12 protein-coding genes and 1 pseudogene are annotated in these 16,114 nt (G+C 44.4%); 5 read left to right on the forward strand and 8 right to left on the reverse strand.

Features of this window, described 5'->3' with window-relative positions:
- Positions 1-71 precede the first annotated feature (71 nt).
- A complete protein-coding gene (locus QVP94_RS19140) occupies positions 72-482 on the forward strand; it encodes a hypothetical protein (RefSeq protein WP_005867839.1) in 411 nt (136 codons plus the stop codon).
- A 292-nt stretch (positions 483-774) separates the two neighbouring features.
- Here the strand turns inward: QVP94_RS19140 and QVP94_RS19145 are convergent, their stop codons facing one another.
- The 5 genes from QVP94_RS19145 to QVP94_RS19165 form a co-directional block, all read right to left on the reverse strand.
- Positions 775-2,775, reverse strand: coding sequence for a fructose-bisphosphatase class III (locus QVP94_RS19145; RefSeq protein WP_022193256.1), 2,001 nt, complete (start codon positions 2,773-2,775; stop codon positions 775-777).
- A gap of 38 nt (positions 2,776-2,813) precedes the next feature.
- Complete coding sequence (locus QVP94_RS19150) at positions 2,814-4,013, reverse strand: TolB family protein (protein WP_022193257.1); 1,200 nt, start codon at positions 4,011-4,013, stop codon at positions 2,814-2,816.
- On the reverse strand, positions 3,973-4,353 hold the full coding sequence (locus QVP94_RS19155) for a hypothetical protein (RefSeq protein ID WP_022193258.1): 381 nt from the start codon (positions 4,351-4,353) through the stop codon (positions 3,973-3,975). The genes QVP94_RS19150 and QVP94_RS19155 overlap by 41 nt, the downstream gene beginning before the upstream one ends.
- Positions 4,354-4,356: 3 nt before the next feature.
- A complete protein-coding gene (locus QVP94_RS19160) occupies positions 4,357-6,111 on the reverse strand; it encodes a DUF6057 family protein (RefSeq protein ID WP_022193259.1) in 1,755 nt (584 codons plus the stop codon).
- 156 nt (positions 6,112-6,267) lie between these two features.
- Entirely contained in the window at positions 6,268-8,742 is a 2,475-nt protein-coding gene (locus QVP94_RS19165; protein WP_288213323.1) for a TonB-dependent receptor domain-containing protein, read from the reverse strand.
- Between the two features lie 247 nt (positions 8,743-8,989).
- Here QVP94_RS19165 and QVP94_RS19170 point away from each other — a divergent pair, with 247 nt between their 5' ends.
- Positions 8,990-9,631: a SagB/ThcOx family dehydrogenase gene (locus tag QVP94_RS19170; protein WP_022193261.1), complete on the forward strand. Its 642-nt coding sequence runs from the start codon at positions 8,990-8,992 to the stop codon at positions 9,629-9,631.
- 189 nt (positions 9,632-9,820) lie between these two features.
- Here QVP94_RS19170 and QVP94_RS19175 read toward each other — a convergent pair.
- Positions 9,821-10,075 (reverse strand): annotated as a pseudogene (locus QVP94_RS19175) (ATP-binding cassette domain-containing protein); the annotation flags it as partial.
- A 218-nt stretch (positions 10,076-10,293) separates the two neighbouring features.
- Between QVP94_RS19175 and QVP94_RS19180 the strand changes: the two are divergent.
- The 3 genes from QVP94_RS19180 (at position 10,294) to QVP94_RS19190 (ending at position 13,202) form a co-directional block, all read left to right on the forward strand.
- Entirely contained in the window at positions 10,294-10,542 is a 249-nt protein-coding gene (locus tag QVP94_RS19180; RefSeq protein ID WP_502685457.1) for a winged helix-turn-helix domain-containing protein, read from the forward strand.
- A gap of 384 nt (positions 10,543-10,926) precedes the next feature.
- Positions 10,927-12,021, forward strand: a complete 1,095-nt coding sequence (locus QVP94_RS19185) for a metallophosphoesterase (RefSeq protein WP_005859129.1) — start codon at positions 10,927-10,929, stop codon at positions 12,019-12,021.
- A gap of 2 nt (positions 12,022-12,023) precedes the next feature.
- The gene (locus QVP94_RS19190; protein ID WP_022193262.1) at positions 12,024-13,202 is read left to right on the forward strand and encodes a metallophosphoesterase; all 1,179 of its coding nucleotides are present in this window, start codon (positions 12,024-12,026) and stop codon (positions 13,200-13,202) included.
- Positions 13,203-13,272: 70 nt separating this feature from the next.
- On the opposite strand, the gene QVP94_RS19195 is transcribed toward QVP94_RS19190, so the two are convergent.
- A complete protein-coding gene (locus QVP94_RS19195; protein ID WP_022193263.1) occupies positions 13,273-14,979 on the reverse strand; it encodes a S41 family peptidase in 1,707 nt (568 codons plus the stop codon).
- 48 nt (positions 14,980-15,027) lie between these two features.
- Positions 15,028-16,005: an adenosine kinase gene (locus tag QVP94_RS19200; protein ID WP_005867821.1), complete on the reverse strand. Its 978-nt coding sequence runs from the start codon at positions 16,003-16,005 to the stop codon at positions 15,028-15,030.
- Positions 16,006-16,114: the final 109 nt, after the last annotated feature.

Below are 16,114 nucleotides of genomic sequence, written 5' to 3' on the forward strand. Positions count from 1 at the left end.
ATTCTATGGGCTAGATGAGACTTTTTAGGTTTCGTCTAGCCCTTTTTGTATAATCTTAAAATAATACGAACATGAAGAAGTATTTGATTTTACTTGCGATGTTACTCGTCGCCGTTGCGAACTATGCGGAAAAGCCCGCTAATTATGTGGAAGCCTCCCAAGAAGCGTATAGAGCTTCTGACCCTCTGATGCTAGAAGGATATTTTACAGGTGATACTTTCTCCGGGCAGATTGAGTTGATGACCGCAAACCAGATTCCCGGATACAATACACCCACAAGGCTTACAATTGTCGTAAGTAATCCCGTATTATCTTCCTATAATTGGTCTGTCTCCGGTAATGGTATATCATCTTATATCTCTGATAGCCATTTATGTGAAATATTCTTCAAGACAGGAGGATCACGTGGCTGTACGGTTACTCTATCAGGTCCTCTTGCGTCTACCGGTCAACAGGTGACAAAGGTTTTCGGATTCTATTGATGTTGAAAGTGAAGACATTCTTAGAAAGTAATGCCCCGTCACCAACTTATTCGTAAGTCTGTGACGGGGCGTTGCTTGTTTTGTATCTTCTATTATTCTATTGGATATTTGTCAATACCATAGACCTTTTTTATATGAGGATCAATGTAGTAGATTCTTTGCCTCTTCTTGTCCCCCGATCTTGAATATTGCGCTCTTACCTACTAGGCGTTTGAAAGAATGAACGTGTGCCCAAATGCTTATGGGCATTAGGGGAGCGTTACAGTATGTCCGATACCCTATCTGTCAGGAACTACCGCTCCATCCTCTCCTTCTCCTTTATCAACCCATTCCGATACGCATAAAGCAGTTTCTCCAAGTCCTTGATCTGGCTTTGAAGATCCGCACCCTTATCCGTATCTTTCACCATCTGGCGATGGGAGCTTAATTCTACCACGATCGTAGTGGATTTGATATCCAAGCCTTCCTCGATCGCTTTCGCCCGGGATTCGAAGGGTTCGTGTTGCACAAGCTGGAAACCGCGGGAGTGATATACTAATGTATAGCCCGCGATACCGGTTTCCAAATGATACGGACGGGAGAAGCCTCCATCGATTACCAACATCTTGCCATTCGCCTTGATGGGATTCTCACCTTGATTGGAACGGACAGGGACATGTCCGTTGATGATATGCCGATGCATACCGGTCACCCCAAACTCATCCAATATCTTATCACAAATTTCCTCTTGCTCTCGTAACGTATAATAAGCGCCTTTTTCCTCCTTATGAGTCTCGGCCTCTTCGATAAAGGCACGCTCGAAAGTAGCCATCTTGCTTTTATCGAATAACGGAGAGTCCTTGCCGCCCCAAAGATACCAGATATAATCATGCGCATATTCCACTTCTTCCTGCTCCCCGGTCTTGAAATAAGCCGTACGGATCAGTTGGTCTACACGGTCCAACAAAGCACGGCCCTTATAATCCTGCCCCAAGATACGTACTGACTTAAACGTCCCATCCGGATTCATCGGGATAGAGGCATGAAACAGTAAATTGGAATTACAAACCTGATACATTCCCCCATGCCGGAAGAAACAACGCATATGCTTTTTCATCTTCTCGCTGCTCTCAAAAGAATGCAAGATCTTTCGGATCAAATCCTCCTCCTCAATAGAAAGACGATACGGATCTTTCGGGTCTAAAGTAGGCCAGTTAGTATCTTTAAGCGTATAATCCTTTCCATCGATATGAACCACTCCCCACTTCAGATCGATATGGTGCAACAACATCCGGTCATCCATCTCAAACTCCGGACGACGGCGGATGATCTCACCCTCCAGCTTGAACTGGATGATGGTGATCGCCTTGTGCATCTGGGCGATCAAACGGGTGGTCTTCTCATCCATTGCATTATCGGCGAACTTTGTTTTCGGCATGAATAACGCACAAGGATCATCCCCGTACGCCTCCATCGCGAAAGTGGCCAACGGCAAAAGATTGATGCCATATCCATCTTCTAAGGTAGCCATATTACCAAAGCGTAAACACATACGAATCACGTTGGCGATACTTACCAAATTACCGGAAGCGGCTCCCATCCATAAGATATCATGATTACCCCATTGAACATCGAAATTATGGTAATCGCAAAGGATATCCATGATCAGATGAGCGCCCGGACCCCGATCGTAAATATCGCCGATGATATGTAACAGGTCGATTGTCAACCGTTGGATCAAGTTACACATAGCGATAATGAAATCGTCCGCACGTCCCGTGGAGATGATCGTACAAATAATCTGATCCACATAAGCGGATTTATTCGGCTCTACGGAAGACTCGTGCAATAACTCCTGAATAATATAGGAGAACTCCTTGGGTAAAGCCTTACGTACTTTCGAACGGGTGTATTTGGAGGACACGTTCCGGCAAACACGTACCAATTGATTCAAGGTCACTTGATACCAATCTTCCAGATCTTGCTCTTGGCTCTTGATCAGTTCCAGCTTATCCTCTGGATAATAAATCAAGGAACAAAGCTCCTTCTTCTCGGATTCCCGGAGCGTATTACTGAAAATCTCGTTCACCTTGCGCTTTACGGCACCGGAAGCGTTTCTCAGCACATGGCTAAAGGCTTGATCCTCGCCATGTAAATCACTCAAGAAGTGCTCCGTACCCTTCGGTAGGTTCAAGATCGCCTCCAGATTAATGATCTCCGTACTGGCATCCGCAATCGTCGGGAAACTCCGTGCCAACAATTGCAAATACCGTAAATCGTTTTGTACAGATTCGGCTATAATATCTTTTGTCATCTTATCTCTTATTTATACGCGAATATAAATAGATCCGGTCATTTAAACCGAACCTGCTCCGGTTTATTTTTCTCGGCTACTTGCTGGATCTCATAGGGGCTGACCTCTACGGCGCCTTTCGTCAATTCCGGAATATTGTAGGAATACAACTGATAGTCATACTTATCCGGATCTTCTTGAGGCAATAAGAACGGTTTCGAAGGCTTACCGTCTTTCCCTAAGAACGGTTTCGACCGCTTACCGTCTTTCCCTATATAACAAATATAAGGTAAAGTATATAAACCGTTATCCCGGCGGCTACTAAATACGACCCAATCACTATTACTACTCCAAGAATGATAGCTATCCGTATCCGGGCTATTCAATGCGGACATATCCATCACTGTCCGATTCTCCAAATCCATCATCCGGATCTCCGCATCCGGGTGCCAAATAGGGAACTGCCCATAAGCGGTTTCCGTGTACATCAGGAAACGCCCATCGGGAGAGATACGGGGAAATGTATAGCTCAAGCTATCCGCATATACCAACGTATCGATCGGGAAGCTGATCTCGCCACGATCCGGATCGAACGCGACACGACAGAGATTATAACGTACCTTATCATAATTCTCCGGCATCTTCTGGGCCGGGGCCGTACAGAAATAAAGCCATTTACCATCCGGAGAGAATGCGGGGAAAGTCTCGAATGCATCTTTTGTGACCAATGAGGCTTTCGAAAGGATTTCTTTGTTTTTCACGTCATACACCACCACATCGGACTCCAAGTCGAACACTTCCATCTTTTTCTCTTTCACGGAATGGAAAAACTGTTTGATATCATTTACCGATGTGGTGATATAGCGCCCGGAAGGATGCCAGAAAGGATACGTCATATTACTGATCGTCCCATTCGTTTTCGTATTCAATTTACTGATTTTCTTGTCTTGGACAATATAAGTTCCCCCATTCGCCGCACGCATATGGAACATCATCTGCCCCGGATCTCCCATACAGAACGAATGGCAGTTCATACAATTATAGCCAGTCATATCGTTACGGATAATCGGCTGTTCGTCAAACGACTCCAAATTCCGCTGATAAATACCCACAATATGCCATTTCTCGTATCCCGGCTCTATCAAACGGTATACTAAATGAGAGTCGATCGCTTGATCACTGATATAGACAGAGAATGGTGCCCATTTAGTCCACTCATCACCTATCTTCGTGGCGATCGTAACAAAAAAGGCTTTCACGGTTCGCGCGTGTCAAGCGAATCCAATCCTTCATCTTAAAACGGATCGTATTTGTCCCATGATATTCAAATACTTCCGACTCACTACCTTCTATTTTCGCATAGCATTCATCCGCTGGTACATTTATCCGGAAATTCAACGGAGCTATATTATAAGGTATAGTCGTCCCTTTATAATCCGGAAAAATAGGAGGCGGGGACATACGTTCGTTCGTGACGTTCGTAATTCCTTCCGGATGCAAGGACCAAAAGCCTAAATATACGACTATAGTGAGAACTTGTATTATTAGATATCCGATCACAAAATTTCGGACGATCTTTCTTTTCTTTGTATTATCCATGTATTATTGTCGTTTAGGAGTCGGGATAAATTGAGCGTAATAATAATAGGTATCACCAAACTGTTGCTTCAAGGCTGCCGGCGGCATAGAGCGTGCCACTTTCATGAATTGCAGGAAGCGATTCTGCACCTCCTGACTGATCGGGAAGCTCCGGAACGCCTCCGGATCTTTCTGTACGGCCGCAAAGAACAAGCAAATAGCTTCTTGATAAAGCACCGGGAATGCCTCACCCCGTTCTTTCATCAATTCCATATAATGCATAAAAGTCATCAAATCCTTATAAACCAAAAGATATCCCATCCCATATTCGAAAGCCGGACGGTTATCGGCATGATCGTCGATCAAAAAAGCCAATGCGTTCGGAAAGATCAAGGTCAGGTCCAAAGGATTATCGGTAATCGGAAGCATCGCCCGTTTTGCCGCTATCCAATCTTCCGACGCACAAGCCACGGAGTCCAATAATGGACGTTGAGCGGTTGCCCAATCCCGGTAATGCGGGTTCGATTCCAGTATCTTGATATATTTCTCCGCCGCACGATATTCGCCGGTTACCAGATAAGTCTCCACCAAACGCTTCATCAAACGAGGTTGCACGCAACGTTGTGAACTTAATACCCCCACAAAGGCGAAACGTTGGGCGGCGTTCACTTGCCCGACTTGCCAAGCCACCTCACTCGCCTCGATCAATCCCATCCGGCTTTTCGGATCGTGCGGAATAAAACCACCCTCACCGATCTGGGGGAAACGCATCAAATCGGAAGTAAAACGTCCGGTTTTCGACAAAGCCAAATTCAGATAAATCAAGGCATCCATATCCCGCACAGAATGCGCACGAGCGTGCGAGACAATCTTCTGCCATTCTCCCAGCCGTGCATAGTAATCATACCGATAGGCCTGCTCCATCGGATCTTTCTTATAGAGAATCCCGGCGACCATCGCTATCAAAAGAAAAACGTAAGAAACGATTCGTTTCCAAGATTCCTTACGGATGAAAACTCGGCTCCTTACATAATAAAGAATGAAAGCGATCAAAGGATACGCAAGCATGATATATCCTAAAGAATTAGGTATCGGATATTCGGGATGGCATAGATGTTTGCTGAAAAAAGCTTCCCGCATCGGAAGAATATAAACCGTACGCATGGCGATCAACGGTAGCAAACCTCCCCAAGCGATAGCGATAATGGCTACTCCAAAACGAGCCTTATCCTCTTTAGCACAACACTCATAAACCGCGATCAATAAGGTCAACAATAAATTAGCGGGTGCCGCAAAAAAATAAGAGCCCCCCAAAAACAAGAAGCCAAAGAGATAACGAAGCCAATCAATCTTGATTGAAGTATACAAATACGCAAGAACCTGCACGAAAGCGAGCATCGTCAACAAGGCGATTGACTCCTGCGGATAGATCCAAATTAAAAAAGAGGGAAGAATAGCCGCCAACATAGAGGCACGCACCCCACAAGCTTTTAAGTAAAGGAAAAAACAACCGGAGATCAGTCCTAATAATAAAGCGATCACTACCGAAGCTCCATAAGGATGGATAAACGCAAGCGATAAGAACTCAGTCACATATTCATTCAATCCACCCGGTTCGACCAATCGGTCTTGGAAATAACTACCGGTAGTCTGAAACATCATATACTGCTCCAGAAAACGATACCAATACCGAAAATTCAACTCTATGAATAGGAAACTTCCTATAATAAAAAGGAATAGTATAATGGTATTATTGTTAACAAATAGTCTATTCTTCATTCTCCAACTGTTTTTCGGATCGTAAAGATAGAAAGTATATAGAAGACGGCAAAAGAAAAGGTTTAATTATTATATTGAACACGGAATACACGAAACACACGGACTGATACTATATACCTCAGTGTATCGCTGTGTGTTCCGTGTTCAATCCTGTACTTACATCTGCTGCTCGCCGCCGCCAGAGCCGCCGCTCTTCACATCATCGTTATTGATACCGCGTTTTACTTTCTTGATAGCATCTTTCAAGGTACCGAAACGATAGGATACGCTAACTTGTAACATGCGCATCGTTCGGTAATTGGTCTCACGGCGGAAGAACGTATCGTCTGAAGAAGTGTTTTCCATCTTCATTCGTTTCCAGAACGGGTTCTGGAAAGACAACTGAACCGAGAGCTTTTTCTTCAAGAAATCCTTATTTACGGAGATTCCCGTAAAATAGAATGGAGAACGTTTACCCTGCAACTGAATCCAAGGAGAGAAATATCCTCCATGCAAGTTCAAGCGAAAATCCATCGGGAAATTAAACTGCGTACCGGCGAATATACGTCCGCTGAAACCACTGTTCGCCATATCATTCATATCGCTCTTCAAATCCGTATAATCCACACCTCCATTCATATAAATACGGAACAAAGGAACCGGGTTCCAATTTGCGTATACGAACAAGCCCGTAGATTGTTTCTTTCCTATATTACCATAAGTAGTCTGGAAAATACCCGGGTTCTTCGGATCGATAAAGGTATATTGCTCGATCGAATTATTCACGAACGTATAAGTAGCGCTCGCGTTAATGCTGAATTTCTGGGCGAACATACTATAGTTCAAGTTAATATTATTACTTTTCTCAGAGTCCAGATTTGGGTTACCGAAGGATATATTCTGCGGATCCGCATTGTTTACATAAGGATTCAAATACCAGATACCCGGACGCTGGATACGCATATTATATCCCAAGCGAAGCTGTTGCGCCATGCTCAGTTGATAAGAGATCGTAGCGTTTGGCACCACGTCGAAATAATGGGTGTCAAAATTCATATCGGGAGCCATCTCGTATTTCACATCCAAAGAAGTTCCTTCCGCACGGACACCCGCTTTCACGCCAAACTTATCAAACTTCATCGAATAGCCCAGATAAGCGGAATAGATATGTTGGGTATGACGGAAATGGCTATCCTTGGAAGTAACATCTTCCCATATATTCAGCGAATCGTTGAAAGCGGTACGATCTGTATTACTCCGGCTCTGGCGAAATATGTATTTCGCGCCAACCTCCAAGGTCTGGTCCTTCCATGTAGGAGTCGTATAATCCACCTGTCCGGTGTGCTCATTCGTAGAAGCCTTATTGATATTATTTTGCGGATAGCCGAGCCAAGGATTGTAATTCACGACATTCTCTAATTCCGTATAATCCTTACTATCATTCGGAGAATGGCTGAAACGGTAAGAGACCGTCAGCAACTCATCTTTCTTATGGGTAGAGTGCTGGTAATCCACGTTCACGTCCGTAGAACCAAATGTCTCTGTCGTTTCCGAGTTACGGTTATAACTGTAGACCGGATTATGATTGATATCCTGCATATTCACGTTATACTCCGAGAAACTTTTCATCTCGCCACGGAATAAGTTCGCGCCAACGGTCAATAGATTCAAAGAGTCGATCTCATAACTTCCCTCCAAATAACCGAATTGGAACGGTCCACGGCTCTTTTTACGTCCATTTTGTGTCAAGAAGTGTTCCCCGTCATTTTGCAAATCTTCCCGTACGGAGTTAGCGTCATTCCATGGGTCCCGCTCCCGATTATAGTTATAGTTGGCGGTAAGTCCTAATTTTCCGGCTTTTAGAGATACATAACCACCACCGCCTACACGCCCCAACGAACTACCGTTCACACGAACCGTACCAGTATATCCTTGTAGAGCATTTTTCGTTGTAATGATATTAATAATACCACCGATACCCTCGGCGTCATATTTAGCGCCCGGGTCTGTGATCACCTCTATGTTTTTCACGGAATTGGCCGGCATACTCTTTAATACCTCAGCAGGATTATTACTCAACAGGTTAGAAGGTTTACCATTCATGTAGATCTTGAAGTTCGTGGAACCTTTCAATTGGATTTGGTCATCTCCATCCACGGTTACCATCGGCACTTTGCGCAACATATCCAACGTATTGTTGGTCTGTGCCTCGGGGTCATCTTCCAAGCTATAGGTAAGTTTATCGATCTCAGCCTTCACCAAAGGTTTCTGCGCCGTAACCGTCACTTCCCCCAGCCGCTGGTTATCCTCCTGCATATATAACTTACCCAAATCCAAGTTCCTCTGTTTATCCGAGATCGTAAATATTTTCTCGGCAGGAGCTTTTCCTATAGATTGCATAGAGATGATATATTTGCCGGCGCTACTCAATGGTGCCTGAAACTTACCATCCACATCACACGCTAAAAGCTTGACCGGTTTCTCGGGGGTCTTCGCAAAAGCAATTCTCAACGTCGCATAGGGTACGGACTCGTTACTCAGCGAATCTAACACCTGTCCCTTAATTGAATAGGAACCGGTTTTATCAGCCTGCGCATACAGAGGAAGCGCAAGGAACAGTACCCAAAATAAGGTAAATAATTTCTCTTTCATACGTTCATCTATCACTATAAAAATAATACATTTTACTGCAAATTACACTATTTACGATTTCATCGTACAAATAAAGTCATTAATAATGTTCATATTTCCTTTTTCTTCTAAAGAAGTCTGAAAAAAGAGTATTTTTTCATATATAGACGGACATCAAGTAAAACAGGTTGCACAATAATCCTAGGAATCTTTGAGAAAACGAATATATTGTTATTTTTGCATTCGTAATTCTTTAAAATACAATGTCATGAGAACTATCTTTTGTGTATTAGCCACTTTGATGTTGGGTTTGACGAGTCTGCAAGCCCAAAGTTTAAAAGCCATTAAGTTGAACGCTCCCGACAAGACCCGAGGCGCTTCGGTGATGGAAGCCCTGGCAGATCGTCACTCCGAGCGTGAGTTCGCCAACAAGAAACTCAGCCAACAAGATCTTTCCGATTTGATGTGGGCCGCCATTGGGATCAATCGCAAGGACGGGAAACGTACCGCCGCCTCTGCCTTGAACAAACAAGACGTGGATGTTTACGTATTGATGGAAGAGGGTGCTTATCTGTATGATCCGAAAGCCCATCAACTGAATCCGGTAGCGGAAGGTGACCACCGTCCACTGATCGGAGGAAAGCAAACCTCCGTGAACTCAGCTCCCGCTTGTCTATTGATGGTTTCTGATGTTTCCAAATTCGGCAATGTAGGTACACCGCAATTACGAGAGCGTTTTGGAGCGTTAGATGCCGGGCTGGTCTCTCAGAATATCGCCTTGTTCTGTTCCGGATGCGGCTTGGTAACAGTTCCCCGAGGTAGCATGGAGGCAGATGCTTTGAAAAAAGTGTTGAAGCTATCCGACTCCCAAATCCCAATGATTAATCATCCCGTGGGTTACGCTAAATAACAGGGGTACCCCCATCGCCTCACGGCAGTAGTCCCATAAGCCAACACCACTACTGCCGTAGGCTTACGCCACTACTCCTTATGGGGCATGCCAGTAGTCACATTAAAAACACACGCTCCAAGCGAAGATCAAAGCCAGCAACGCAAAGATCACCACCAAAATCGTATTCCCCCAGCGAATCAGGAAAGAGGGTAAACGCTCGATAAATCCCTCTATATTAGCGATACGGGCTGCCAATAACAAGCGAGATTTATCAATCTCACCGTCATCCACGGCGATATTGCGTGCGATCGACTCTGAGAACAGATAACCGTCTTGCATCACTGCGCCACATTGGTCACGCCACCATAAAAGGCTGAAAGATCACAAATCATCTCCACCCACCCGGATATCGCCTTCTACCGGATTATAGTAACCCAATAATAACTTGATCAAGGTTGTTTTCACCGTAAAAAAAGTCTTGTTATAAATAGACTCTTCGATTTGAGACAGCAGAAATATCCAAAAAACATTTTTAGCGGTAGAGCCTATAAATGAGTTTCCCAGCAAAGGATACAAGGTTTGTTACGCCAACACGTTAAGCGGTATTCAAGACATATATCATATCTATTGGAGATTATCAGCTGGAACTATCCACACATCAATTATTCTATAAACAAGAGCTGTTAAAGGTATTAAGCCCCAAAGATTTCAAGTTACTCTATCAGTTATCCAAACCATTGAATCAACCGGTAAGCAGAGAAAAGCTTTTCCAAGAAATTTGGGAAGGTCAAGAAGCTCATGATAGCTTGAATAATAGTATCTCACGTTTACGTAAGTTATTGGAAAGGGATACCACGCTTTCAATAGATGCCGTAAAAGGAATTGGCTATATATTACAAAAAAAGACCTATTCCCCTCATCGCAATTAAGGGAGGCTTATTGTAGATTTCTTTATACGCTCTTGTTCCCTAGCGCATGATTCAGGAAAAACACGTACGACTTTTTTGAAAAACACGTACGACTTTTCCCGGAAACACATACGTGTTTTGAAAGAAAGATAGCCATGTTTTAAACACACTAATTCTCAACACATTACACACCTATGTCATTCGCTTGCTTATTGTCTGGAATTTGTCTTGGAATACAACGCATCCTTACTTGCCCTGTATTTACATCCACGTAGAGACGCAGCACGCTATGTCACTACAATTAGAGGACATAATGCGGTGAAAATCGAGCAGAAAAAGTCTTTCGCAAATCATACCATTTGCCGCATAAAGAGTTTTCATTATCTTCGCGGAAAATTAATTGAGATGTGGACGTTCTTTATCATACTTCCAATCCTGTATCTTGCAGGGAATATTTATATTTATCTAAAGGGAAAACAGGCTTTGAAAAGCCAGTCTACCGGAGTTAAAGTATTGTTATCCATTGTTTTTTGGGGAGGAGCTTTATCGTTCTTCAGTAGTTTTCTATTCAGGAATCTGGATATGCCGGCTTCTTTCGCTCAAACGGTTTCTCAAGTAGGGACAGGATGGCTCGTGTTCACTTTATACATGGTATTAGCCCTGTTGGTATTTGATATCTTACGACTTTTCCACCTACGTTTCAAATACTCATTCTATTTATCATTATTCTTAACACTCAGCTTATTAGGATATGGAAACTATAATTACCAACATCCTGATACACGAGTTATCAACATGGTTATCAACAAACCGGCCGATACCGATGGACAGTCGCTGAAGGTCGTAGCCATTAGCGACATACACTTAGGATACGCTACCAACAAGACGATGCTTGCCGGATATGTGGATATGATAAACGCCCAACGCCCGGACATCGTTCTTATCGGTGGAGACTTGATAGACAACAGTGTCGCACCTCTGCGATACGAGCATATGGAAGAGGAACTGTCCAAGATCTACGCCCCATTAGGCGTTTATATGGTACCGGGTAACCATGAGTATATCAGTGGCATAGAGGAGAGCGAGAAATTCATAGCGCAGACGCCCATCGTACTTTTAAGGGATTCCGTGGCTATCTTGCCCAATCAGATCCAACTCATAGGACGGGATGACCGGCATAACAAAGGACGGAAAACTTTAGGTCAGCTTACCGCGAACCTTGATAAAAGCAAACCTGTTATCTTACTAGACCATCAACCCTACGATTTAGAGAAAACGGAAGAGGCTGGCGTAGACTTACAGTTTAGCGGACATACACATCGAGGACAAGTATGGCCGATGAACTGGATCGTGGATCATCTGTTCGAATTAAGTTACGGGATTAAAAAAATCGGAAATAGTACGATTTATGTCTCATCCGGCTTATCTTTGTGGGGACCGCCTTTCCGTATCGGGACGGACAGCGAAATGGTGGTGTTCAATATTACATTCAAAGAGTAAAGATGAAAGTATTTATTCAATCGATCGTAGCGCAGCTATTACTAAATCCGTATATTTTCTGGAGAGGATATCAAGCGCTTCCTCCTAAGAAAAGTTGCCGGATTCCTTTTATCTTGTTTTTCGTACTCGAACTATCGCTTTATTTTTTCGGATTTATTTTTAGGAATGAACTACCTGATAACGTGATAATCACGATCCAATACATCTGTAACACTTGGTATATAGCGTCCATTTATATCACTTTATCTCTCTTGGTACTTGAGTTGATCGGGCTCTCCCAACGTATCAAGCCATGGTTCCCCAAATGGATGAAAGGGCATTGGCAACAAACCAAGGTAACCCTGTTTTTTCTTATCGTATTCGGTGTTACCGGTTTAATGATTCACGCATACCATACGGTAATGAATCCGATTGTTAAGAACGTATATATCACGTTGCCCAAAGCCGCGGGGGATCGGGATAGCCTGACTATTGTCATGATGAGCGACTTACATATCGGAGAGGTTATCGGGAAGGATTTGGTACAAAAATACGTGAAGCTTAGCAACGAGCAGCACCCCGACATGGTAGTATTGGTAGGCGATATCATGGATTACGAGTCACGGTTCGCCGAGAATGCCCATATAGAGAAGGATTTAAGACAACTCAAGGCCCCTTTGGGCGTATATATCGTTTACGGGAATCATGAATACCGGGCAAACCGAAATGCGAAATATCGTTGGTTGCAAAAGACCGGAGGTACGCTACTAATAGACTCGGTGGTCCAACCGGACTCAACTTTTTATTTGATAGGGAGGGATGATTTCATCCATAAGAAACGAAAATCGCTTCATTCGTTAATGGAAGGGGTGGATACCGGCAAACCGATTATCGTTTTGGATCATCAACCTTGGTCGTTCGCCGAGATGAATATGAATGGGGTGGATTTGGGACTGCACGGACATACGCATAACGGACAGTTATGGCCTTATCCCCTACTGATGAAACTTGTGTATGAATGCCCGTACGGATATTATAAGAAAGGACCTACGCAATTCTATGTATCTTCCGGCATTGGTATAGCAGGACCTCCTTATCGGGTGGGAACCGTCTCGGAATTGGTCGTATTGCATATCCGCTTCAAAGCCCCCAAACAGACTGGCGAAAGAGGGAAAAGCACGATGCCCATTCAAGGGAGCTGACAATGGGCATCGTAAGCTCGCTTGAATGGGCATTGTAAGGCCCTTTGAATGGGCATCGGCAGAAACCCGCCTATTCGGTACCCTTGGTGGCCGCTTCCAACTCAACCGGCACGCTCAATGTACGCCTGTATAAATCCGGATCGCCCAATACCTCCAACGCTTTCTCCAATACAAGATCATCTTTCAAGCTTTCTTGCAACTCTCCTCGTTGGTAATAATAACGTTTTACGATCTCGGCGGCCATTACTCGTTTCACCTCATCCTTGAAACGATCGAAATCTTTTTCCAGATTCGGAGTCAGCTTAGCCTCTAATTCCTTGAACGCAGTAGAATCCTCCTCCAGATACCCCTCAAACTCAGCCACTTCTTTCAAGTTCTTCAATACTTTCTCGCTTTGGCGGTCATAGGTGAAATTCTTGGACTTGGCGTATTGCTTCAAAGCTTCGAAATCCTCATCGGAAACCGTAAATTCCTCGATGGGAGCGATCGTCTTATGCTTTTGTGCCCAATCCGTAACGAAGTCGAACAAGACCGTATCCGCCGCCAAATAATACATCATGGTAGGCACTTTCGGCTCCTTCACCTCAAACTCCGGACGTACGCCACCCCCATCACGAACCGGACGCTTCTTGGACGTATAGAATACGGAAGTCAAGCTATCCGGAATAGCCGCCACGCTACCATCCTCTTTCCGGTGCGAATAATCGATTTGCTGGATGCAACGACCACTCGGGATATAGTATTTACTCATCGTGATTTTCACTTTCCCATTATAAGGCAGGTCACGAGGAGCTTGCACCAACCCCTTACCAAACGAACGTTGTCCCACCAACACGGCACGATCCATATCCTGCAAAGATCCCGATACGATCTCAGCGGCGGAAGCCGTACCTCCATTGATCAATATAGCCAACGGCATTACCGTATCCAAAGGCTCCGTAGAGGTTCGGTACGTACGATCCCATTGCTTGATCTTTCCTTTCGTTGAAAGCACCTCGCTGCCTTTCGGTACGAACATACCTACGATTTGTACGGCACCTTCCAGCACGCCGCCGCCGTTACCGCGCAAATCCAGTACCAAAGACTTAATATTATGATTTTTCTTTAAATCCAAGAACGCCTCTTTCACCTCTTGAGCACTCTTGATAGTAAATGCCTTTAGATAAATATAACCGATACTGTCATTCTTAACCCCGTAGTAAGTAACTTGAGGTGTCGTGATCTGCTTACGGGTAATCTCGAACTTCCGGGGTTTCTTCTCGCCCGGACGTTGGATCGTCAAAACCATCTTCGTATTGGGAACACCTTTCAATAACTCGCTGACCCGGGAGTTTGTCGCCTTGGAAACATCGATCGTATCGATCGCCAAGATCAGATCGCCCGGCTTCAGACCCGCTAAATCGGCCGGCATTCCCTCGGTAGGCTCGGCAATCATCACGCCTCCCTCATTGTTACGCTGACGGATCAAGGAACCGATACCTCCGTATTCGCCGGTCGTCATCAGACTCAATTCCTCCGTTTTTTGCTCAGGATAGTATTCCGTATAAGGATCTAAACCAGCCAACATTGCCTCGATTCCCCGCTGAACGGTTTTATCCACATCCACTGAATCCACGTAGAACATCTCTACTTCTTTCAATAAAGAATTGAAAATGTCTAGGTTCTTACTCACCTCAAAGCGGTTATCTTTTTGCGCCCATCCCGGCACTACGCTACTTGCGACGAACAGCAAGCAAAATAAACCTATAATTCCTCTTCGTTGAACCAATCTGTACATACAATATTTAGTTAATTAACGGCATAAATGTAAGGAATAATACGCCGCCTAAGCCAATATCCCTTTTACTTTTAACTTTATTTGTTCCCATTTATCATACGGAATCTCCGGGCCAACCACGTCGATCACATAGCCCGCCAACATCGATCCGATGCGTGCGGATTGTACCAAAGACGCTCCTATGGATTGACCGTACAAGAATCCGGCGGCGAAGTTATCACCGGCGCCAGTCGTATCAACAGGCTTGCCCCCCTCAGCCGGGACAGAATAAAATTGACCATGACTACCGATCAAGGCACCTTCCTTTCCCAAAGTGACCAATGAGACCTCTACCAACTCAGACAAGGTATGTACGGCCTCAGCAGCCTTCTGCCCGGTAAAAGCCTCAGCCTCACTCTCATTAGAGAACAAAATATCCACATATTTAGGAATGATATCCTCCAGCATTCCTTTAAAAGCATTCACGATATTGAAGTTCGACAAATCCAGCGCTACTTTCAAGCCCAACTTTTTAGCCTTCTCCATCGTAGAACGAACCAACGGTTCGTTTACGAGCAAGTAACCTTCTATATAAATACATTGATATTTACTTAGCATCTCCTCGGTGATCTCATCCGGGGTTATTGTCGGGGCCGGGCCAAGGAAAGTCCCCATCGTACGTTCCCCATCCGGAGAAATCATCACCGTACAGCTACCTGTAAGTCCGTCCGTCTTGATAAAATAGGAACTGACACCCGCTTTTTCCAACGCATCCTCATAAAATCCGCCGATCGAATCATCCCCGATCTTACCGATAAAACCGGAATTCGCCCCTAAAGAAGACATCGAACGCATCGTGTTGCAGACAGATCCTCCCGGGGTTTGCGTACGTGGCAAGCCGGCTAAAGTTGTACGGATAGCGATCATTTGTTCCCTGTTAATCATATCCATAGCTCCTTTCTGTATCCCGATTTCCGATAGGACATCATCATTTTCAAGCCTCAATAAAACGTCAACCAAAGCGTTTCCTAAACCTATTGTATTCATTTTTTCGTAATTTTTTTCGCAAAGATATTGCATATTTCGAAAATACCCCGTACTTTTGCAGTGCAATTTCAGAAAGGGGTTACGGAATAACCTTTGAAAGAGCGAAAAA

This window comes from Parabacteroides sp. CAG:2 (genome assembly GCF_000436315.1).
GTDB classification, from domain to species: Bacteria; Bacteroidota; Bacteroidia; order Bacteroidales; family Tannerellaceae; genus Parabacteroides; species Parabacteroides distasonis.

Coding starts and splice junctions, on each gene's coding strand:
- QVP94_RS19200 (WP_005867821.1), bottom strand. CDS start 16,005: ATGAATACAATAGGTTTAGGAAACGCTTTGGTTGACGTTTTATTGAGG.
- QVP94_RS19170 (WP_022193261.1), top strand. CDS start 8,990: ATGAGAACTATCTTTTGTGTATTAGCCACTTTGATGTTGGGTTTGACG.
- QVP94_RS19160 (WP_022193259.1), bottom strand. CDS start 6,111: ATGAAGAATAGACTATTTGTTAACAATAATACCATTATACTATTCCTT.
- QVP94_RS19195 (WP_022193263.1), bottom strand. CDS start 14,979: ATGTACAGATTGGTTCAACGAAGAGGAATTATAGGTTTATTTTGCTTG.
- QVP94_RS19145 (WP_022193256.1), bottom strand. CDS start 2,775: ATGACAAAAGATATTATAGCCGAATCTGTACAAAACGATTTACGGTAT.
- QVP94_RS19185 (WP_005859129.1), top strand. CDS start 10,927: ATGTGGACGTTCTTTATCATACTTCCAATCCTGTATCTTGCAGGGAAT.
- QVP94_RS19155 (WP_022193258.1), bottom strand. CDS start 4,353: ATGGATAATACAAAGAAAAGAAAGATCGTCCGAAATTTTGTGATCGGA.
- QVP94_RS19140 (WP_005867839.1), top strand. CDS start 72: ATGAAGAAGTATTTGATTTTACTTGCGATGTTACTCGTCGCCGTTGCG.
- QVP94_RS19190 (WP_022193262.1), top strand. CDS start 12,024: ATGAAAGTATTTATTCAATCGATCGTAGCGCAGCTATTACTAAATCCG.
- QVP94_RS19165 (WP_288213323.1), bottom strand. CDS start 8,742: ATGAAAGAGAAATTATTTACCTTATTTTGGGTACTGTTCCTTGCGCTT.